This is a genomic window from Spirillospora sp. NPDC049024, from assembly GCF_040649235.1.
Lineage (GTDB): Bacteria > Actinomycetota > Actinomycetes > Streptosporangiales > Streptosporangiaceae > Spirillospora.
The window spans coordinates 529,327-549,414 of the sequence record NZ_JBEZFD010000001.1 but is presented as its reverse complement, the minus strand read 5'-3'; the positions used below and the strand labels follow the sequence as shown (position 1 = coordinate 549,414).

15 protein-coding genes are annotated in these 20,088 nt (G+C 72.9%); 13 read left to right on the top strand and 2 right to left on the bottom strand.

The annotated features are described in order from the left end of the window. Nucleotides 1-90 precede the first annotated feature (90 nt). The gene (locus AB0C21_RS02640; RefSeq protein ID WP_353821310.1) at nt 91-339 is read right to left on the bottom strand and encodes a DUF6458 family protein; all 249 of its coding nucleotides are present in this window, start codon (nt 337-339) and stop codon (nt 91-93) included. Nucleotides 340-537: 198 nt separating this feature from the next. Between AB0C21_RS02640 and gatC the strand changes: the two genes are divergently transcribed. Genes gatC through gatB form a run of 3 tightly spaced genes read left to right on the top strand, consistent with a single transcriptional unit; the run spans nt 538 to nt 3,839 of the window. Further along, nucleotides 538-837 carry an Asp-tRNA(Asn)/Glu-tRNA(Gln) amidotransferase subunit GatC gene (gatC, locus tag AB0C21_RS02635; RefSeq protein ID WP_089312976.1) on the top strand — a complete coding sequence of 100 codons (300 nt, stop codon included), beginning with the start codon at nt 538-540 and terminating at the stop codon, nt 835-837. A gap of 3 nt (nt 838-840) precedes the next feature. Beyond that, nucleotides 841-2,340: an Asp-tRNA(Asn)/Glu-tRNA(Gln) amidotransferase subunit GatA gene (gatA, locus tag AB0C21_RS02630; protein ID WP_500202308.1), complete on the top strand. Its 1,500-nt coding sequence runs from the start codon at nt 841-843 to the stop codon at nt 2,338-2,340. Between the two features lie 14 nt (nt 2,341-2,354). Next, nucleotides 2,355-3,839 carry an Asp-tRNA(Asn)/Glu-tRNA(Gln) amidotransferase subunit GatB gene (gene gatB, locus AB0C21_RS02625; protein ID WP_500202342.1) on the top strand — a complete coding sequence of 495 codons (1,485 nt, stop codon included), beginning with the start codon at nt 2,355-2,357 and terminating at the stop codon, nt 3,837-3,839. Nucleotides 3,840-3,863: 24 nt separating this feature from the next. Here the strand turns inward: gatB and AB0C21_RS02620 are convergent, their stop codons facing one another. After that, entirely contained in the window at nt 3,864-4,970 is a 1,107-nt protein-coding gene (locus tag AB0C21_RS02620; protein WP_500202307.1) for a PQQ-dependent sugar dehydrogenase, read from the bottom strand. A gap of 464 nt (nt 4,971-5,434) precedes the next feature. Between AB0C21_RS02620 and AB0C21_RS02615 the strand changes: the two genes are divergently transcribed. The 10 genes from AB0C21_RS02615 to serA all read left to right on the top strand — a co-directional run bounded on the left by AB0C21_RS02615 (nt 5,435) and on the right by serA (nt 19,795). Further along, complete coding sequence (locus AB0C21_RS02615; protein ID WP_500202306.1) at nt 5,435-8,266, top strand: putative bifunctional diguanylate cyclase/phosphodiesterase; 2,832 nt, start codon at nt 5,435-5,437, stop codon at nt 8,264-8,266. 135 nt (nt 8,267-8,401) lie between these two features. After that, a complete protein-coding gene (locus AB0C21_RS02610; RefSeq protein WP_268843212.1) occupies nt 8,402-10,273 on the top strand; it encodes an acetolactate synthase large subunit in 1,872 nt (623 codons plus the stop codon). Nucleotides 10,274-10,278: 5 nt separating this feature from the next. After that, the gene (ilvN, locus tag AB0C21_RS02605) at nt 10,279-10,803 is read left to right on the top strand and encodes an acetolactate synthase small subunit (RefSeq protein WP_141577682.1); all 525 of its coding nucleotides are present in this window, start codon (nt 10,279-10,281) and stop codon (nt 10,801-10,803) included. Nucleotides 10,804-10,872: 69 nt separating this feature from the next. Next, complete coding sequence (gene ilvC / locus AB0C21_RS02600; RefSeq protein ID WP_500202305.1) at nt 10,873-11,856, top strand: ketol-acid reductoisomerase; 984 nt, start codon at nt 10,873-10,875, stop codon at nt 11,854-11,856. A 203-nt stretch (nt 11,857-12,059) separates the two neighbouring features. Further along, nucleotides 12,060-12,674 carry a PadR family transcriptional regulator gene (locus AB0C21_RS02595; protein ID WP_500202304.1) on the top strand — a complete coding sequence of 205 codons (615 nt, stop codon included), beginning with the start codon at nt 12,060-12,062 and terminating at the stop codon, nt 12,672-12,674. Further along, the gene (locus tag AB0C21_RS02590) at nt 12,671-13,387 is read left to right on the top strand and encodes an ABC transporter ATP-binding protein (protein ID WP_500202303.1); all 717 of its coding nucleotides are present in this window, start codon (nt 12,671-12,673) and stop codon (nt 13,385-13,387) included. The genes AB0C21_RS02595 and AB0C21_RS02590 overlap by 4 nt, the downstream gene beginning before the upstream one ends. Then, nucleotides 13,384-15,354 carry an FtsX-like permease family protein gene (locus tag AB0C21_RS02585; RefSeq protein WP_500202302.1) on the top strand — a complete coding sequence of 657 codons (1,971 nt, stop codon included), beginning with the start codon at nt 13,384-13,386 and terminating at the stop codon, nt 15,352-15,354. The genes AB0C21_RS02590 and AB0C21_RS02585 overlap by 4 nt, the downstream gene beginning before the upstream one ends. Nucleotides 15,355-15,410: 56 nt before the next feature. Beyond that, nucleotides 15,411-16,988, top strand: a complete 1,578-nt coding sequence (locus tag AB0C21_RS02580; RefSeq protein WP_500202301.1) for a DUF2079 domain-containing protein — start codon at nt 15,411-15,413, stop codon at nt 16,986-16,988. Nucleotides 16,989-17,393: 405 nt separating this feature from the next. Continuing rightward, the gene (locus AB0C21_RS02575; protein ID WP_235036615.1) at nt 17,394-18,032 is read left to right on the top strand and encodes a thymidylate synthase family protein; all 639 of its coding nucleotides are present in this window, start codon (nt 17,394-17,396) and stop codon (nt 18,030-18,032) included. Between the two features lie 173 nt (nt 18,033-18,205). After that, nucleotides 18,206-19,795: a phosphoglycerate dehydrogenase gene (gene serA, locus AB0C21_RS02570; RefSeq protein ID WP_149257888.1), complete on the top strand. Its 1,590-nt coding sequence runs from the start codon at nt 18,206-18,208 to the stop codon at nt 19,793-19,795. Nucleotides 19,796-20,088: the final 293 nt, after the last annotated feature.

Below are 20,088 nucleotides of genomic sequence, written 5' to 3'. Positions count from 1 at the left end.
GTCAGGGTGTCGTCCTGCTGGAAGACGGCGCTTCCTCCGCTGCCGGTCGCGGGGTCTCGCGGCGGTGCCCGCGGTCAGTGGCGCCCGCGGTCAGTAGCGGCGGCGGGCCTCGTAGTCGTCCTCGTAGTACTCCTCGCGCACGGCGGCCGGCGGGGGACGGCGGGTGACCGCGCGCCTGGCGGACATGATCCGCACGATGCCGACGACCAGGCCGATCAGGCCGCCGATCATCAGGATCACGCCGACCAGCCGGATGTCGATGCCGCTGATGTCGTAGTTGACTGCGTATGCCAGGATCGCGCCGATGATGATCAGGGCGATGCTGCCGCCGATGGTCACGGCGGTCTCCTCTCCTCGTCCCGGGGGTGGACGGAAGTAGCGTTCCCTCCCTGCGGGAATGAAACGGGCGACCTGCTCGGCCCCGCCCCGGCCCGCGCCGGCCTCTCGCGGGCGCGCCCCCATAAACAAGTCGGGTCGCGGGGGCGCGGCCCCATAGGATGGCGGTGAACCCACTTCATCGCACGAACGGTTTCTCGAATGTCCGCCATCACCCGTGACGAGGTGTCGCATCTCGCCCGGCTGTCCCGGCTGGCGCTCGGCGACGATGAGCTCGACCATCTCGCCGCCCAGCTCGACCAGATCATCTCCGCGGTCGCGCGGGTGCAGGAGGTCGCCGCGGAGGACATCCCGCCCACCTCCCACGCGCTCCCGCTGACCAACGTCTACCGGACGGACGAGGTGCGACAGTGCCTCCGGCCCGAGCAGGCCCTCGCCGGCGCGCCGGCCGCCGAGGAGCAGCGCTTCCGCGTACCGCGGATCCTGGACGAGGAGGCGTAACCCGTGAGTGAGCTGGTGAGGAAGACGGCGGCGGAGCTCGGGGAGCTGATCGCCGCCGGGGAGGCGTCGGCCGTCGAGGTGGCCGAGGCGCACCTCGACCGCATCGCGGCGGTGGACGGCGCGATCAACGCGTTCCTGCACGTCGACCGCGAGACGACGCTGGCGCAGGCCCGCAGGGTGGACGAGCGGCGCGCCGCGGGGGAGGAGCTCGGCCCGCTGGCCGGCGTCCCCGTCGCGCACAAGGACGTGTTCACCACCCAGGACATGCCCACCACCGCCGGGTCCAAGATCCTTGAGGGCTGGCAGCCGCCGTACGACGCGACCGTGACGGCGCGGCTGCGGCAGGCCGGGCTGGTGATCCTCGGCAAGACGAACATGGACGAGTTCGCGATGGGCTCGTCCACGGAGAACAGCGCCTACTTCACGTCCCGCAACCCGTGGGACCTGGAGCGGATCCCCGGCGGGTCGTCCGGCGGGTCGTCCGCGGCGGTCGCCGCGTACGAGGCGCCGCTGTCCACCGGCACCGACACCGGCGGCTCCATCCGGCAGCCCGCCGCGGTCACCGGCATCGTCGGCATGAAGCCGACCTACGGCGGCTCGTCCCGCTACGGCGTCATCGCGTTCGCGTCCTCGCTCGACACGCCCGGGCCGTTCGCCCGCAACGTCCTCGACGCGGCGCTGCTGCACGAGGCGTTCAGCGGCCACGACCCGATGGACTCCACCTCGGTGGACGAGGCCGTCCCGCCGGTCGTGGAGGCCGCGCGCCGCGGCGACGTCAACGGGCTGCGCGTCGGGGTCGTGAAGGAGTTCGCGGGCGACGGCTACCAGCCGGGCGTCTCCGCGCGCTTCGCCGAGGCGGTCGAACTGCTGGAGTCCCTCGGCGCGAAGGTCGTCGAGGTGTCCTGCCCGCACTTCACGTACGCGCTGCCCGCCTACTACCTGATCGCGCCGTCGGAGTGCTCGTCCAACCTGGCCCGCTTCGACGCGATGCGGTACGGCCTGCGCGTCGGCGACGACGGCACCCGCAGCGCCGAGGAGGTCATGGCGCTGACCCGCGCCGAGGGCTTCGGGCCCGAGGTCAAGCGGCGCATCATGCTCGGCACCTACGCGCTGTCGTCGGGCTACTACGACGCCTACTACGGCAAGGCACAGCAGGTGCGCACGCTGATCAAGCGCGACTTCGAGGCCGCGTTCGAGCAGGTGGACGTGCTGGTCTCGCCGACCACGCCGACCACCGCGTTCCCGATCGGCGAGCGCGCCGACGACCCGATCGCCATGTACCTGGCCGACCTGTGCACGATCCCGGCCAACCTCACCGGCAACGCCGCGATCTCGGTGCCGTGCGGCCTCGCGGACGGCCTGCCCGTCGGCCTGCAGATCATGGCCCCCGTGCTCGGCGACGACCGCGTCTACCGCGTCGGCGCCGCCGTCGAGCGGGCCCTCGAAGACCGCTGGGGCGGCCCGCTGCTGGCCAAGGCCCCGGAACTGGTGGAGGCGAAGTGACCACTCCGGCCCTGATGGACTACGACGAGGCGCTGGCGAAGTTCGAGCCGGTGCTCGGCATCGAGACGCACATCGAGCTCGGCACCGCGTCCAAGATGTTCTGCGGTTGCCCGACGGCGTTCGGTGCGGAGCCGAACACGCAGGTGTGCCCGGTGTGCCTGGGTCTGCCGGGATCGCTGCCCGTCACCAACCACGCCGCGATCGAGGGCATCATCAAGATCGGCCTCGCGCTGAACTGCGACATCGTGGAGTGGTGCAGGTTCGCCCGGAAGAACTACTTCTATCCGGACATGCCGAAGAACTTCCAGATCTCGCAGTACGACGAGCCGCTCTGCGTGGAGGGCCACCTCGACGTCGAGGTCGAGGGCGAGACCTACCGGATCGGGATCGAGCGCGTCCACATGGAGGAGGACACCGGCAAGTCGCTGCACGTCGGCGGCTCGACCGGGCGGATCCACGGCGCCGAGTACTCCCTGGTCGACTACAACCGGGCCGGCATCCCGCTGGTGGAGATCGTCACCAAGCCGATCCCCGCGACCGGCGACCGGGCCCCGCTGGTGGCGCGGGCCTACGCGACGGAGCTGCGCGAGCTGGTCCGGTCGCTCGGCGTCTCGGACGTGCGCATGGAGCAGGGCTCGATGCGCTGCGACGTGAACGTCTCGCTCATGCCGCGCGGCGCGCAGGAGTGGGGCACGCGGACCGAGACCAAGAACGTCAACTCGCTGCGCTCGGTGGAGCGGGCCGTCCGGTCGGAGATCGAGCGGCAGGCGGCCGTGCTGGACGCCGGCGGCAAGATCGTCCAGGAGACCCGGCACTTCCACGAGGACACCGGCCGCACCACGAGCGGGCGCAGCAAGGAGGAGGCGCAGGACTACCGCTACTTCCCCGAGCCCGACCTGGTGCCCATGGCGCCGTCCCGGGAGTGGGTGGAGGAGCTGCGGGCCTCGCTGCCGGAGCTTCCGGCCGCGCGCCGCCGCCGCATCCAGCGGGAGTGGAACCTGTCCGACCTGGAGCTGCGGGACGTCGTGAACGCCGGCGCCGTCGACCTCATCGAGGCGACGGTCGCGCAGGGCGCCGACGCCCCGGCGGCCCGCAAGTGGTGGATGAACGAGCTGTCGCGGCGCGCCACCGAGCAGGGCGTCGAGCTGGCCGACCTGCCGATCACGCCCGAGCAGGTCGCCCGCGTGCAGGCGATGATCACCGCGGGGGAGCTGAACGACAAGCTGGCCCGCAAGGTGTTCGAGGGCGTCCTCGCGGGCGAGGGCGGCCCGGACGAGGTCGTCGCCGCGCGGGGCCTGAAGGTCGTCAGCGACGAGGGCGAGCTGGCCTCGGTCATCGACCAGGTGATCGCCGACAACGCGGACGTGGCCGACAAGATCCGCGCCGGGAAGGTCGCCGCCGCCGGCGCCCTCGTCGGCGCCGTGATGAAGGCCACCCGCGGCCAGGCCGACGCCGGCCGGGCCCGCGAGCTCATCCTGGAGAAGCTCGGCGCCGCCTGATCCGTCCGGTGCGGCCGGGGCGGCTCAGCGGAGCGGGACGTCGAGGATGCGGTCGTCGCCCGGTCTGGGGTCGCCCCGGCCGTCGGTGTTGCTGGTCGTCACCCACAGGGAGCCGTTCGGTGCCCTGACGACCGCGCGCAGCCGTCCGTAGCGGCCCTGGAACCGGGCGATGGGCCGCTCCGCCTTGCCGCCGCTGAGCGGGATCTGCCACAGGCGCTCGCCGCGCAGCGCGGCGGCCCACAGGGAACCGCCGGCAAAGGCGAGGCCGGACGGCGACGCCTCGTCGGTCGTCCAGGTCAGGAGCGGGTCGGTGAAGCCCTTGCGGTGACCGACGCCCTCCACCACGGGCCAGCCGTAGTTGCGGCCCTTCTGGATCAGGTTGATCTCGTCGAAGCGGTTCTGGCCGAACTCGGTGGCGTACATGCGGCCCGCGCCGTCCCAGGCCAGGCCCTGGACGTTGCGGTGCCCGTACGTCCAGACGCGGGTACCGAAGGGGTTGCCGGACGCGGGCGCGCCCTCGGGGGTGACGCGGAGGATCTTCCCGGCGAGGGAGTTCTTGTCCTGCGCCTTGCCGCCCTCGCCGGTCTCACCGGTGCTGATGTAGAGCATCTTGTCGGGCCCGAACGCCAGGCGCCCGCCGTTGTGGATGGAACCCTTGGGGATGCCGGTGACGATCGGCTTCAGATCGCTGAGACGGCCGTCATAGGTGGCGCGGACGACACGGTTGTCGGACGCCGCCGTGTAGTACAGGTAGACGAATCGGTCGGTGCCGAAAGACGGGGACACCGCGACGCCGAGGAGGCCGCCCTCACCTTGCGCGTCGACGCCGGGCACCGTGCCGACGGTCGTCCTGCGGCCGGACGGCGTGACGCGCAGGAGCCGGCCGGTGTCCCGTTCCGTCACCAGCGCGTCGCCCCCGGGCAGGAACGCCACGGCCCACGGCACCTTCAGGCCGTCGGCGACGGTCCGGGGCGTGCCCGGTGCGCCGCTCGGCGTCCCGGACGGGGCGGTGGACGCCGGCGGCGGCGTCCGGCCCTCCCCGCCACCGGACGGCGAGGACGAGCAGGCCGCCAGGATCGCGGCGGCCGGGACCAGGACGGCCGGGACGAGGATGGTCGTGTGCTGTCGCATGAGCGCCTCCCGTAGGTGGTACGGATGCCGGGTGCCCGCCGTTCCCCGCCACCCGGATCCCCGTCACACGTCTCCCCGTCACGGAGTTCCGTCATGCCGATCTTCGTCACGCAGCGTCACCCGGGCAAGGAGGCGATCCGGCGCCGATCGGCTTTCGGATGTCCCAAACGGATCCGCGACGAGGTCGTTCGTCGCGGGAAGGTCGCTCAGCCTCAATCGCTCCGTGACCTACCGAACGTACAGTGAGCGACACGGTGATCCCGTAGTGCAGCAACGTCGCTGATCTCCGGTGGGCGAGGCCCCGGTGCGCTCGCGACCGGTCCGCGCCGATCCGGCGCGGGGCACGATCCGTGACCTTCGGGCCGTTATCCAGGCGGTGGGGGTCGTGGACCCGAATCTCCCCTGGCGCGGACGGTCTCCGCCGGGGCCGATCAGCCCATCGGGGCAGGAAGGGACACGGCGCGATGAGCGGCGACTACGCCAGGCGGGTGTCGCCGCGTGCGCTGCCCGTCGCCCTGGCGGCGATCCTCGGTGTGCTGTACGCCACCGGCTCGCTGCTCGGCTGGGGCGGCCGCGCCTTCATCGCGTGGACCGAGGCCGGCGCCGCGGGCGCCGCCGCGATCTCCCTGCTGCTGTCGTCCCGGCGCCCGGACGGCCCCTCGGCCGACCCCGCCGGCGCCCCCGGCGGCATCTGGCGCGCGTCCTGGCGGTGGTACGGCATCGCCGCCGCCTCCTGGTTCGTCGGCGCGGTCGGCGGCGCGCTGTCCTACGGCTCCGGCCGCAGCGCCCTGTCGCTGTCGGTCCCCGACCTGTTCTACCTGTTCGCGCTGGTCGCCCTCGTCACCGGCCTGGTCGCGCCGATCAGGCTGCCGCGCGACGCGGGGACGTGGCTGCGCTACGCAGCCGACACCTACGTCTGCGCCTGCGCGCTGTTCGTGCTCGGCTGGGTGGCGCTGTTCGGGAGCCTGTACCACCGGACGGGGGAGTCGCCGCCGGAGTTCCTGCTGGAGCTGCTGTACCCGCTGATCGACATCGTGTTCGTCTGCGGCGCGCTGCCGTTCGTCCTCGGCGCGGCGCGCGGGCACCGCCGCCTCGCCTGGATGGGGTACGGCGCGCTGTCGGCCATCGCGGTCGCCGACATCGTGACCACGTTCGTCCGGCTGGACGGGGGCGGGTCCGCCGACGACCCCTCCGACATCCTGCGCCTCGCCGGGCTGCTGCTCCTGCTGCTGGTGCCGTGGACGGGCCCGGCCGCCGAGCCGGCGCTGCCCGTCGACGACATCCCCGAGGACGTCGCGGCCCCCGCCGAGGAGTGCGGCCGCATGATCGGGCCGGGCCTCGCGCCCGCCGCGGTCGCGGCCGCGGCCGCGCTGTTCATCGCGGGCCACTCGATCGCCGGCAACGACGGCCTGGAGCCGGCGATCTCGATCGCCGCGGGCTCGGCCGCGCTGGTGCTGCTCGCGCGGCTGGCCGCGCTGATCCGGGAGAACGAGGCGCTGCGCCGGGCCGTGGACACCGGCGAGGAGCACTTCCGGGCCCTGTCGGAGAGCATCAACGACGCGGTGCTCATCTGCGATCTGGACGCCACCGTGCAGTACGCCAGCGCGGGCGCCCTGCGGACCTACCGCTACACGCCGGACGAGCTGCTCGGCCGCCCGCTGAACGAGATCGTCCATCCGGAGGACCTGCCGCGCGTCCAGCAGGTGTTCACCGAGTTCCTGGAGGAGCCGTCCGGCGACGTCGGGCCGCAGGACGCCCTGCGGGTGCCGTGCCGGCTGCGCGCGGCGGACGGGACGTGGCTGCCGACCGAGTCCACGATCTCCCGGTACAGCGGTTCGGACGGGGCGCCGGCCCGGCTGCTGGTCACCACCCGGGACCTGAGCGAGCAGGCGGCCCTGCAGCGGCAGGTCGCCCACCTGACGTTCCACGACGGGCTGACGGGCCTGCCGAACCGCTCCTACTTCGAGGAGCGCACCCGGGAGGTGCTGTCGCGGCAGACGTCCGGCGGCAAGGCGGCGGTCGTGTTCGTGGACATCGACGGCTTCACCGCCGTGAACGACTCCGACGGGCACGCGGCGGGCGACCAGGTCCTCGCGCAGGCGGCCCGGCGGCTGCGCGCGAACGTCCAGGCCGACGACACGGTGGCGCGGTGGGGCGGCGACGAGTTCGCGGTCCTCGTCCAGCTCCCGCCCGACGACCGTGAGACGCACGCCACAGTCGAGCTCGCCGGTCGGCTCCTGCGCGTGCTTTCGGTCGACCCTTACAAGGTGGGCAGTAAGCACATCGTGCTGACGGCGAGTGTCGGCATCGCGTTCGCCGGGGACGAGGAGCAGTCGAGCGGCGGCGGATCGGACGCGGGACGCCGGCTCCGCCGCAGCGCCGCCGACCTGATCCGCAACGGCGACCTCGCGATGGCCCGCGCGAAGGAGCTCGGCGGCGGGCGGGTCGAGGTGTACGCGCCGCACATGCACGCCGACGTCGTCCGGCGGCTGGAGCTCGGCAGCGACCTGCAGGCGGCGCTCGCCGAGGAGCAGTTCTCGGTGGAGTTCCAGCCGGTCGTCGACCTGAGCACGTCCCGGGTGACCGGCGTGGAGGCGCTGCTGCGCTGGCGCAGGGGGAACGAGGCGGTGCCGCCGGAGGAGTTCATCGGCCTGGCCGAGGAGTCCGGCCTGATGATCCCGCTCGGCGACTGGATGCTGCGGGAGGCGTGCCGGGAGGTCGCCCGCTGGCGCGGCGACTCGTGGGACGTGAGCCTGTCGGTGAACTTCACCGCCCGGCAGATCGCCGCGCCCCGGTTCGTGGAGTCGGTCGCGGCGGCGCTGGCGGAGACGGGGCTGCCGCCGCAGGCCCTCACGCTGGAGGTGCGCGAGGAGGTCCTCGTCGAGGACGCCGACCAGAACGTCGAGCGACTGTCCCAGCTGCGCGACCTCGGCGTCCGGCTCGCGATCGACGACTTCGGCACCGGGTACGCGTCGCTGGCCTACCTCGGGCAGCTCCCCGTCGACATCATCAAGATCGACCCGTCGTTCGTGGCGGGGCTCGGCTCGGACGAGACGCTGACGCTGCTCACCCGGACGATCGTGCGGCTCGGCAGCGACCTCGGGCTGACCGTGGTCGCGGAGGGCATCGAGCGGCCCGAGCAGCTGGAGCTGCTGCGGGAGATGGGGTGCCCGCGCGGCCAGGGCTTCCTCGTGGCGCGCCCGATGGCGGCGCGGCGGATGGAGTCGCTGGTGCGGACGAACCTCACCGGGCAGAACCGCGCGGGCGGCGACGTCCCACTCCCGCTGCCGGGGTGACGGCGGCGGTGACGCGCGCCACTCCGGACGCCCGGGCGTCTTGACATGTGAGACAAAGCGTCCAAGGATTTGACCGCTGGCCGGACATCGGCGAAAGTGAACACGTGCAGAGCACCTCCATCATCCTCGTAGTACTTGGTCGGCGCGCAGGCTGACCAAGCTTTCCGTCCTGCGCGCCTCCCCTCGACCGCTTCACGGCGGCGGGGGTTTTTTGTTGCCCGGCGAGCCAACACTCACTCCCCAAGGAACCGCAGAATCATGACGACCGAACAGATGACGGGAGCCCAGGCGCTGGTCCGCGCCCTGGAGAACGTCGGCGTCGACACCGTGTTCGGCATCCCGGGTGGCGCGATCCTCCCGGCCTACGACCCGCTGTTCGACTCCAGGAAGCTGCGCCACATCCTCGTCCGGCACGAGCAGGGCGCCGGCCACGCCGCCCAGGGCTACGCGATGGTGACCGGCAAGGTGGGCGTCTGCATGGCCACCAGCGGGCCGGGCGCGACCAACCTCGTCACGGCGATCTCCGACGCCTACATGGACTCGGTGCCGATGGTGGCGATCACGGGGCAGGTCGCCTCCTCGCTCATCGGCACGGACGGCTTCCAGGAGGCCGACATCGTCGGCATCACGATGCCGATCACCAAGCACAACTTCCTGGTGACCAGGGCAGAGGACATCGCCCGCACCATCGCCGAGGCGTTCCACATCGCGGGCACAGGGCGGCCCGGGCCCGTCCTGGTCGACATCTCCAAGGACGCCCTGCAGGCCACGGTCGGGTTCGAGTGGCCGGTCCCGCTGCAGCTCCCCGGATACCGGCCCGTCACCCGGCCGCACTCCAAGCAGGTCCGCGAGGCGGCACGGCTGATCGTCCAGGCGAAGCGCCCGGTGCTGTACGTCGGCGGCGGGGTGCTGAAGGCGGGCGCGTCCGCCGAGCTGAAGGTGCTCGCCGAGCTGACCGGCGCCCCGGTCGTCACCACGCTGATGGCCAAGGGCGCGCTGCCCGACAGCCACCCGCTGCACATGGGCATGCCGGGCATGCACGGCGCGGTCGGCGCGGTCGGCGCGCTGCAGCGCTCCGACCTGATGGTCGCGCTCGGCGCCCGGTTCGACGACCGCGTCACCGGGAAGCTGGACGGGTTCGCGCCGCACGCCAAGGTCGTCCACGCCGACATCGACCCGGCCGAGATCTCCAAGAACCGGCACGCCGACGTCCCGATCGTCGGGGACGCCCGCGAGGTGATCGCCGACCTGATCGTCGCCGTGCAGAACGAGCACGAGGCGGGCCGCAAGGGCGACTACACCGACTGGTGGCGCCAGCTCGACGCCTGGCGCGAGACGTACCCGCTGGGCTACGACGCGCCCACCGACGGCTCGCTGTCGCCGCAGTACGTCATCGAGCGGATCGGGCGGATCGCCGGGCCGGACGCGTACTACGTCGCGGGCGTCGGCCAGCACCAGATGTGGGCCGCGCAGTTCATCAAGTACGAGCGGCCCGGCGCGTTCCTGAACTCCGGGGGCGCCGGGACGATGGGGTACTCCGTCCCGGCCGCGATGGGCGCCAAGGTCGGCGCGCCCGACTCGACGGTCTGGGCGATCGACGGCGACGGCTGCTTCCAGATGACCAACCAGGAGCTCGCGACCTGCGCGATCGAGGGCATCCCGGTCAAGGTCGCCGTGATCAACAACGGCAACCTCGGGATGGTCCGGCAGTGGCAGACGCTCTTCTACAACGAGCGCTACTCCAACACCAATCTTCACTCGGCCAAGCGGATCCCCGACTTCGTGAAGCTCGCCGAGGCGTACGGTTGCGTCGGCCTGCGCTGCGAGAAGGCCGAGGACGTGGACGAGGTCATCGCCAAGGCCATGGAGATCAACGACGCCCCCGTCGTGATCGACTTCGTCGTGCACCAGGACGCCATGGTCTGGCCGATGGTCGCGGCCGGCACCGCCAACGACGACATCAAGATCGCCCGGGACATGGCGCCCGACTGGGAGAACGGAGACTGACCCCGATGAGCCTGCACACCCTCTCGGTGCTGGTGGAGAACAAGCCCGGCATCCTGGCTCGGGTCGCGGCGCTGTTCTCCCGGCGCGGCTTCAACATCGAGTCCCTCGCGGTGGGCACCACCGAGCATCCGGAGATCTCCCGGATGACGATCGTGGTGAACGTCGCCGACCTGCCGCTGGAGCAGGTCACCAAGCAGCTCAACAAGCTGGTCAACGTGCTGAAGATCGTCGAGCTTGACCCCTCGGCGTCCGTCCAGCGCGAGCTCATCCTGGTCAAGGTGCGCGCCGACGCCGAGACCCGCTCGCAGGTCCTGGAGACCGTGTCGCTGTTCCGCGCCAAGGTGGTGGACGTCGCGCCCGACGCCGTCACGATCGAGGCGACCGGCAACCGCGACAAGCTGGACGCGTTCATCAGGATCCTGGAGCCGTTCGGCATCAAGGAGCTGGTGCAGTCGGGCATGGTGGCCGTCGGCCGCGGCGCCCGGTCCATCACCGACCGCTCGCTGCGCGCCATCGAGCGCAGCGCCTGACCCGCGACCCGGGCCGTCCGCGCGGGCGGCACAACCACACCAACGAAAGGCAACAGCACTGTGGCTGAGATGTTCTACGACGACGCCGCCGACCTGAGCGTGATCCAGGGCCGGCACGTGGCGATCATCGGCTACGGCAGCCAGGGGCACGCGCACGCGCTCTCGCTGCGCGACTCCGGCGTCGACGTGCGGGTCGGGCTCCGCGAGGGGTCGGCCAGCCGGGAGAAGGCGGAGGCCGAGGGCCTGCGCGTGGTCACCCCGGCGGAGGCCGCCGAGGAGGCCGACCTGATCATGCTGCTGGCCCCGGACCACCACCACCGGGAGATCTTCGAGAAGGACATCAAGCCCGCCCTCGTCGAGGGCGACGCGCTGTTCTTCGGCCACGGCTTCAGCATCCGGTACGACCTCGTCCAGCCGCCGGAGGGCGTGGACGTGGCCATGGTCGCGCCGAAGGGCCCGGGGCACCTCGTGCGCCGCCAGTTCGTCGCCGGGCGCGGCGTGCCGGTGATCGTGGCCGTGGAGAAGGACCCGTCCGGCAACGCCTGGCCGCTGGTGCTGTCCTACGCCAAGGCCATCGGCGGCCTGCGCGCGGGCGGCATCAAGACGACCTTCACCGAGGAGACCGAGACCGACCTGTTCGGCGAGCAGTCGGTGCTGTGCGGCGGCGTCTCCGAGCTGATCAAGACCGGGTTCGAGGTGCTGACCGAGGCCGGCTACCAGCCGGAGGTCGCCTACTTCGAGGTCCTGCACGAGATGAAGCTGATCGTCGACCTCATGTACGAGGGCGGCATCTCGAAGATGTACTGGTCGGTGTCCGACAACGCCGAGTACGGCGGCTACAGCCGCGGCCCGCGCGTCATCACGCCGGAGACCAAGGCCGCGATGAAGAAGATCCTCGGCGAGATCCAGTCCGGCGAGTACGCCAAGGAGCTGGTGGACGAGTTCGAGGGCGGCCAGAAGCAGTTCACGCAGTACCGCGAGGAGCTGGCCCAGCACCCGATCGAGAAGACGGGCGCCGAGCTGCGCCCGATGATGAGCTGGCTCAACGACTGAGCCGTTCCGCGAAGGCGCGGGGAGCCGGTGGCCCCCGCGCCTTCGCATTTCCGAGGACGGCGCCGCCCTGGCCCTCCCCGAGGTATGTCCCGCTGGGACGCAGGGGCCTTTCGGATGCGATGCGCCTCCTCTCATCTGCGACTTCCTCCTGGATGCATACTCGGTATTGCCTTAACCATACTCCGTATGCATACTTGGTAGGTATGTCGATCCGTCATGGCCTGCTGGCACTTCTGTCCCAGGGGCCCCGCTACGGCTACCAGCTGCGCGCCGAGTTCGAGTCGTCCACCGGCGCCACCTGGCCGCTCAACATCGGCCAGGTCTACTCCACGCTCTCGCGCCTCGAACGCGACGAGCTCGTCACCCGCGTCGGCGCCGACGACGAGGGCCGGTTCGTCTACCGGATCACCCCGGCGGGCGAGGAGGACGTGCGGCGGTGGTTCGCCACCCCGATCGCCCGCACCGACCGGCCCCGCGACGAACTGGCGATCAAGCTGGCGATGGCCGTCACCACACCGGGCGTCGACGTCGCGCACGTCGTCCAGACCCAGCGCACCGCCACGCTGCGCGCCCTCCAGGACCTCACCCGCCTCAAGGCCGACGCCCCCGCCGTCCCGGCGGACCAGGGCGACCGCGCCTGGCGGCTGGTCCTGGAATCCATGATTTTCCAGGCGGAGGCCGAGGTGCGCTGGCTGGACCACTGCGAGGCCTTCGTCGCCCGCGCCGAGCCCGCCGCCCCGTCCGTCCCGCCGGCCGCCGCCGACCCGTCCGCCCCCGCCGAGGCGCCCGCTCCGGCCGACCGGAAGGCGCGCCGATGAGCCTGCTGGAGATGCGCGAGGTCTCCCGCGACCACGGCGCCGGGCCGTCCCTCGTCCACGCGCTGCGCGGGGTGACGCTGGACGTCGCGGCGGGCGAGTTCGTCGCCGTGATGGGCCCGTCCGGCTCCGGCAAGTCGACCCTGCTGGCGCTCGCCGGCGGGCTCGACAGCCCGACCTCGGGACGGATCCTGATGGACGGCGCCGACCTCGGCGGCCTCGGCCGGGCCGGGCGGGCGGCGCTGCGCCGCCGCGGCGTCGGCTACGTCTTCCAGGACCTCAACCTCATCCCGAGCCTCACCGCGGCCGAGAACGTCATGCTGCCGCGCGAGCTGGACGGCGTCCGCGCCCGCACGGCCCGCCGCGAGGCGCGGGAGGCGCTCGAGGAGGTCGGCGTCGCCGAGCTGGCCGACCGGTTCCCCGACGAGATGTCCGGCGGCCAGCAGCAGCGCGTCGCGATCGCCCGCGCGCTGGTCGGCGAGCGGCGCCTGGTCCTCACCGACGAGCCCACGGGGGCGCTCGACAGCCACACCGGCGAGGACGTCCTGCGCGTCCTGCGGGGCCGCTGCGACGCCGGCGCGTCCTGCCTCATGGTCACCCACGAGTCCCGGCACGCCGCCTGGGCCGACCGGGTCGTGTTCCTGCGCGACGGCCGGATCGTGGACGCCACGCCCCGTACGCCCGGCCCCGAGAGCCTCCTCCAGGAGAAACTGTGAACCGCTACGCCTTCGCGCTGCGCATGGCCCGCCAGGACGCGCTGCGCTCCAAGGGCCGCACGGCGCTCGTACTGTCCATGATCGGCCTGCCGATCGGCGCCGTCGTCGCGCTGGCCGTGCTGTACCGGACCGCCGACGCGAGGTTCGAGGGGGAGCCCGGCGGCGCGAGCGGCGCCGAGTCGGCCGTACTGTCGATGATCTTCGCGATGGTCGTGCTGGAGGTCGTCCTGCTCGCCGGGCCGGCGTTCCTGGTGGACGTCCGGCGGCGGCGCCGCGACCTCGCGCTCGTCGCCGCGTCGGGTGGCGCCGGCCGGCACCTGCGCGCCGTCGTCCTGGCGAGCGGCCTGCTCCTCGGCGGGATCGCCGCGGTGGCCGGGGCCGGGCTCGGCCTCGCCGCGGCCGCCGTCGTGCGCGCCGCCTCAGGCGACGGCGACTTCGGCCCGTACACCGTGCCGTGGGCCGTGGTCGCCGCGACGATGCTGCTCGGCGCGGGCAGCGGGGTGCTCGCCGCGCTGGTGCCCGCGCGCCAGGCCGGCCGGATGGACGTGGTCGCCGCCCTCGCCGGACGCCGCGAACCGCCGGGACCGGCGCGGCGCGGCCTGCCGATCGCCGGCGGCGTCCTCGTCCTCGCGGGCGTGACGGCGTCCCTGGAGGGCGTCCGGCAGCTGCGCGAGTTCGGCGCCGCGCTCGGCGCCGCGGCGATCATCGTCGGCCTCGTGCTCGCCTGCCCGTGGATCGTCGGGGCCACCGGGCGGCTCGCGCCCCGGCTCCCGCTGCCGCTGCGCCTCGCCGTCCGGGACGGCGCCCGCAACCGGGCCCGCACCGCACCGGCGGTCGCCGCGATCATGGCGGCCGTGGCGGCGGTCACCGCGCTGGCCATCGGGGGCGCCAGCGACTACCGGCAGCGGCAGGTGGAGTACCAGGCCGAGCTGCCCCGCGGCTCGGCGCTGATCCGGATGCCGCAGGGCCACAACGAGGAGGCCGCCGCGGCCGCCGTCCAGCGCACCCTGCCGGGCGTGCCCGTCGTCCCGATGAGCACTCTTCCGGGGCCGGACGGATACTGCCTGTCCGGGACCGACTGCCGAGGCCTGTCCTTCGCAGCCGAGCGGAACGGCAGGGGCTCCGACGAGATCCTGCAGATCGTGGTCGGCGGCTCCCGGGAGGCGCGGCTGCTGCTCGGGCGCGACGATCCGGCGGTGGCGTCGGCGCTGGACGCCGGGAAGATCGCCCTGTTCGGGGTGCGCCCGCTCGCCGGCGGGTCCACCACCGCCAAGGTGACCTACTGGCAGGACGACCAGGAGCGCACGTCCGCGACGATCAAGGACCTGCCCGCCGTGGCCGCCCCGGGCGACCCCCACGTGCGGGCCATCGTCCCCCCGAAGATCGCGGAACGGCTGGTCGCGAAGACCGGCGTCCCCGCCCGGATCGAGGCGATGGGGGTGGACCGCGCCGACCACCGGGTCACCAAGGCGGAGGAGGCGCGGCTGAAAAGGACGCTGGCGGGCTTCACCGACGACTCCAGCGCCGTCTACGTTGAGCGGGGCTTCACCGAGTCGTTCGGCGGCATCACGCTGCTGCTGGGTGCGGTCGCGGCCGTCCTGGCGCTCGGCGCCACGCTGATCGCCACCGGGCTCGCCGCCGCCGACGCCCGCCCCGACCTCGCGACCCTGCGCGCCGTCGGCGCCCGGCCCCGCACCGGCCGGCTGCTGACGATGGGCCGGGGCGCCTACATCGCCGTGCTCGGCTGCTGGCTCGGCATCGCCGGCGGCCTCGTCCCCGGCCTCGCGGTGACGCGTCCGCTCACCGACAGCCTGGACGAGGCCGGCGCGCCCCCGCACGGGACGATCACCGACGTCCCGTGGCTGCTCCTGCTGGCGATCGGGATCGGCGTCCCGCTCGTCGCGGCGTGCGCCGCCGCGGTGGTGACCGGGGGTCGCCCCACGCCGCCCCGGCGCGAAGCGGGGTAGCGGACACCCGTAGGGCCGCTCGGCCACGCGCCGGCGCTGGTGGTAGCGTCCGGCGCGTGGTCGAGGCGGTTGCGGTGGAGGGACCGGCCGGGGGCTCCTCCGCAGGCCGCGGGGGCGCCGCCCGGCGTCGGCGTGCCGCCCTGGCGGCGCTGGTGGCGGCGAGCGCGCTGCTGTACGCGGTGTACTCGCTGATGCGGCTGCGCGCGTTCCGGGCGGGGAGCTACGACCTGGTGATCTTCGACCAGGCGATCCGCTCCTACAGCCGGTTCGGCCTGCCGGTCGCGATCGTCAAGGGCGTCCACAACGACTTCGGTCCCGGCTTCTCGATCCTCGGCGACCACTTCTCGCCGATCCTCGCGCTCCTCGCGCCGCTCTACTGGATCCACGACGGCCCGGCGACGCTGCTGGTGGCGCAGGCCGTCCTCCTCGCGCTGGCGATCCTCCCGATCTGGCGGTACACCGAGCGGAGGCTCGGCGCCGGCGCCGCCTACTGCGCGGCGGGCGCCTACGCGCTGTCCTGGCCGATCGCCGAGGCGCTGGCCTTCGACTTCCACGAGGTCGCCTTCGTCCCGCTGCTGTCGGCGCTGATGATCGAGCGGTACGACGCGGGACGCCGCGGCCAGGCGGCCGCCGCCGCGTTCGCCCTCCTGCTGGTCAAGGAGGACATGGGCCTGCTCCTCGCCGGCTTCGGCCTCTACCTCCTAACCCGCCCCACCCCCCACACCCCACGCTCCCCGCGCGGCCCTGGCTTTCTGCGCGGCCCTGGCTTTCTGCGCGGGCTGCCGGCGCCGGGGGAGCGGCGTGCGGGGCTGGCGTACGTCGCGGTCGGGCTGGGCGCCACCTGGTTCTGCTCCCGCGTGGTCATCGCGGCGTTCGGCGGGGACAACGACTACTACTGGGCGTACGGCGACCTCGGCCCCGACCTTCCCCACGCGGCGGTGCACGCCGTCACCCACCCGTGGGACGTCGTGCGCGTCCTCGGCGACCCGCCGCGGAAGCTCCTCACGATGGCGCTGGTGCTGCTGCCGCTGCTCCTGCTGCCGCTGGCGTCCCCGCTGACCCTGACGGCCGTCCCGCTGCTCGCGGAGCGGATGCTCGCCAGCCGGTTCGGCAACTGGTGGGAGCCCCACTACCACTACAACGCCTTCATCGTCGCCGTGCTCGTCCTGGCGGCGGCGGACGGCGCGGCGCGGCTGCGCGGGCGGGCCCGGTTCGCGAGCGGGCGGTTCGGACGGCTGCCGTCCGCGGCGCCGATGGCCGGGATCCTCGCGGCCATGGTCGCGTGCGCGCCGTTCTTCGCCTACCGGCACCTCGCCGATCCCGCGCTGTGGCGGCAGAACGAGCGGGCGAGGGCGGCGTCCGCGGCGGCCGCGCGCATCCCGGACGGCGCGCTCGTCGAGGCCGCCAACGGCGTCGGCCCGGCGCTGACGTCCCGCGCCCGCGTGCTGCTGTGGGACGACCGGTCGCACGGCGCGCCCTGGGTGGTCGCGCAGGTGAGGCGGCTGGAGTTCCCCTTCGCCTCGCCCGCCGAGCAGCGGCGGCGGGTCGAGGAGCTGAAGGCGGAGGGGTACCGGGAGGTCTTCCGGCGGAACGGCTACATCGTGCTGTACCGGGACGTCCCCGACCCCTGGTGAGGCGGCCCCCGGCAGGCTGCCCTCGGTAAGGCGGGTCCCTGGTAAGGCAAAACGCGGCTTTTGGACGGATTGTCCGCTGACCGATCATCGTCGCACGCGTCAGAATGCCGGTGAAGGCACCGATCCGCCAATCATCCCTATCCTTTCCGGGTACTTTGCCAGATACTTGAAGGGAGCCGTGACGGCCGCGGCCGGCGCGGGAGAACCTGCGCGAACACCCCGTGACCTCGGCCGGTGCGGGCCTTTGGGGCGTGTGCATGAGCGGTGTGAGGCGGAACGGCGGCGAGGCGATGGCACCGGCGGGTGGTGCACCGGAATTCCCCGCCCGGCGGGCAATGCGAGGTGCGGGCGAATCCCCGATCCGCGCGGCGGGCCGGCGCGCGGGCAGCGGCGAGGAGCCGTGACATGCCGGGGCGGGAGGACAACGACGTCCGGCGCTTCGAGACGTGCGGGCAAGCGTGGATCGGGGTCCTGCGGCACGTGTGGGCGGCCGGGGAGGCGGGGCTGGAGGACGGCGGCCCCATCATCGAGGGGCCGCCGCTGCTGTTCGAGATCTGCTCGCTGAGCTGGGAGGACCCGATTCTGCGCGAGTACGGCGACCGGGAGCGGCTCGTCCGGCGGGCGCAGGAGCGCACCCGCCGGGCCGTCCGCGGGCGGCTCTGGCCGCGGCTGCACGACCTGCAGGGCCACGACCAGATCCGGTGGGTGGTCGACCTGCTGCGCGCGCGGCCGTGGACGACCAGCGCGTGGATCTCGCTGACGATCCCGGGCGAGCCGGCCGACGGGCTGCCGGCGCTGACCGCGCTGTCCTTCCGCATCCGCGGCTACCGGCTGATCATGACGGCGATGTTCCGGTCGCAGAACGTCCACCGCGCCTACCTGGCCTACATCCCGCTGCGCGAGGTGCAGCTCCAGGTCGCCGACGAGCTGGGCCTGCCGCCCGGGCCGCTGCGGGTGTTCGTGGACGTCCCGCACGTGCACGTGGCCGACGCGGAGCGGGTCGCGTCCGTGCTCGTCTCGGTGCCGGAGCCGAACGCCGCCTGACGAACCCGGCGCGGCGGGACGAACCGGAGTTACCGGTGGGTCTTTCCCTGCCGCGAACCGGTGCCGCCCCCGGGTTATAGACTCGCCGGCGGGGGCGAGGGCACGACGAGGTGACTCGCGACTTCACCTGCACACAGCACACGAACATCCACTTTTCGAAGGACTGTTTCCTCTTGAGCAAGCCCGTCGTCCTCGTCGCAGAAGAACTCTCCCCGGCCGGCATCGCCGTGCTGGAGGCCGACTTCGACGTCCGGCACGTCGACGGCAGCGACAAAGAACAGCTGCTGCCCGCCGTCGCGGACGTGGACGCCCTGATCGTCCGCAGCGCCACCAAGGTCACCGCCGAGGTGTTCCGCCACGCCAAGAAGCTCCGGGTCGTCGCCCGGGCCGGCGTCGGCCTCGACAACGTCGACGTGGAGGCCGCCACCAAGGCCGGCGTCATGGTCGTCAACGCGCCGACGTCCAACATCGTCACCGCCGCCGAGCACGCGATCGCGCTGCTCCTCGCCACCGCCCGGAACGTGCCGCAGGGCCACTCCGCGCTCAAGCAGGGCGAGTGGAAGCGCTCCAAGTACACCGGCGTCGAGCTCCAGGGCAAGACCGTCGGCGTGCTCGGCCTCGGCCGCATCGGCGTCCTCGTCGCGCAGCGCCTCGCCGCCTTCGACATGAACGTGATCGCGTTCGACCCCTACGTCCAGGCCGCCCGCGCCGCCCAGCTCGGTGTGAAGCTCGTCACCATCGACGAGCTGCTCCGCGAGAGCGACTTCATCACCGTCCACCTGCCGAAGACGCCCGAGACCCTCGGCCTCATCGGCGACCGCGAGCTCCAGCAGGTCAAGCCGTCCGTCCGCATCGTCAACGCCGCCCGCGGCGGCATCGTCGACGAGGCGGCCCTCGACCTCGCGCTCAAGGACGGCCGGGTCGCCGGCGCCGGCATCGACGTGTTCAGCACCGAGCCGTGCACCGAGAGCCCGCTGTTCCACCACGACAGCGTCGTCGTCACCCCGCACCTCGGCGCCAGCACCCACGAGGCGCAGGAGAAGGCGGGCACCCAGGTCGCCCGCTCGGTGAAGCTCGCGCTGTCCGGCGAGTTCGTCCCGGACGCCGTGAACGTCCAGGGCGGCGCCGTCGCCGAGGACGTCAAGCCCGGCCTGCCGCTCGCCGAGAAGCTCGGCCGCATCTTCACCGCCCTCGCCGGCGGCGTCCCCGTCCGGCTGGACGTGGTGGTCCGCGGCGAGATCGCCGAGCACGACGTCAAGGTGCTGGAGCTGGCCGCCCTCAAGGGCGTCTTCGTGGACGTCATCGAGGAGGCCGTGACCTTCGTCAACGCGCCGCTGCTGGCCCGCGACCGCGGTGTCGAGGTCACCCTCACCACCAGCGAGGACAGCCCCGACTGGCGCAACGTCGTCCAGGTCCGCGGCACGATGTCCGACGGCTCCGTGGTGTCGGTCTCCGGGACCCTCACCGGCCCCAAGCACGCCGAGCGGATCATCGAGATCAACGGCTACAACATGGAGCTCGTCCCGACCGAGCACATGGCGTTCTTCTCCTACGTCGACCGCCCCGGCATCGTCGGCGCGGTCGGCAAGCTGCTCGGCGACGAGCAGGTCAACATCGCCGGCATGCAGGTCGGCCGGGACGCCAAGGGCGGCAAGGCGCTGATCGCCCTCACCGTCGACTCGGCGATCTCGCCGCAGCTCGTCGACGCCATCACCCGCGAGGTGGGCGCCGACATGGGCCGCCGCGTCGACCTGGAAGGTTGATCCGGGGCTTCCCCAGGAGAATGCGCAGGCCGATCGTCGGTCCGGGATCGCCCCCAGACCGACGCGGACGCTGAGCTCCGGGCGGGTGTCCGGCCAGGTGCCGGACACCCGCCCGTCTCATATGCCGAGATTTTGGGCCACGGGTCGGGAAAACCCGCCGGACCGCGGGTAACCTCGCAGTAGTCATGCGGCGTTACGTGGTAATCCTTCGCTGCCGCAGCGGGGCCTGATCATCGGCAGGCCGGCACCCGCTGCGGAGGCTCTGCCTGGCCATGAGTCCGATATCGCGCCGG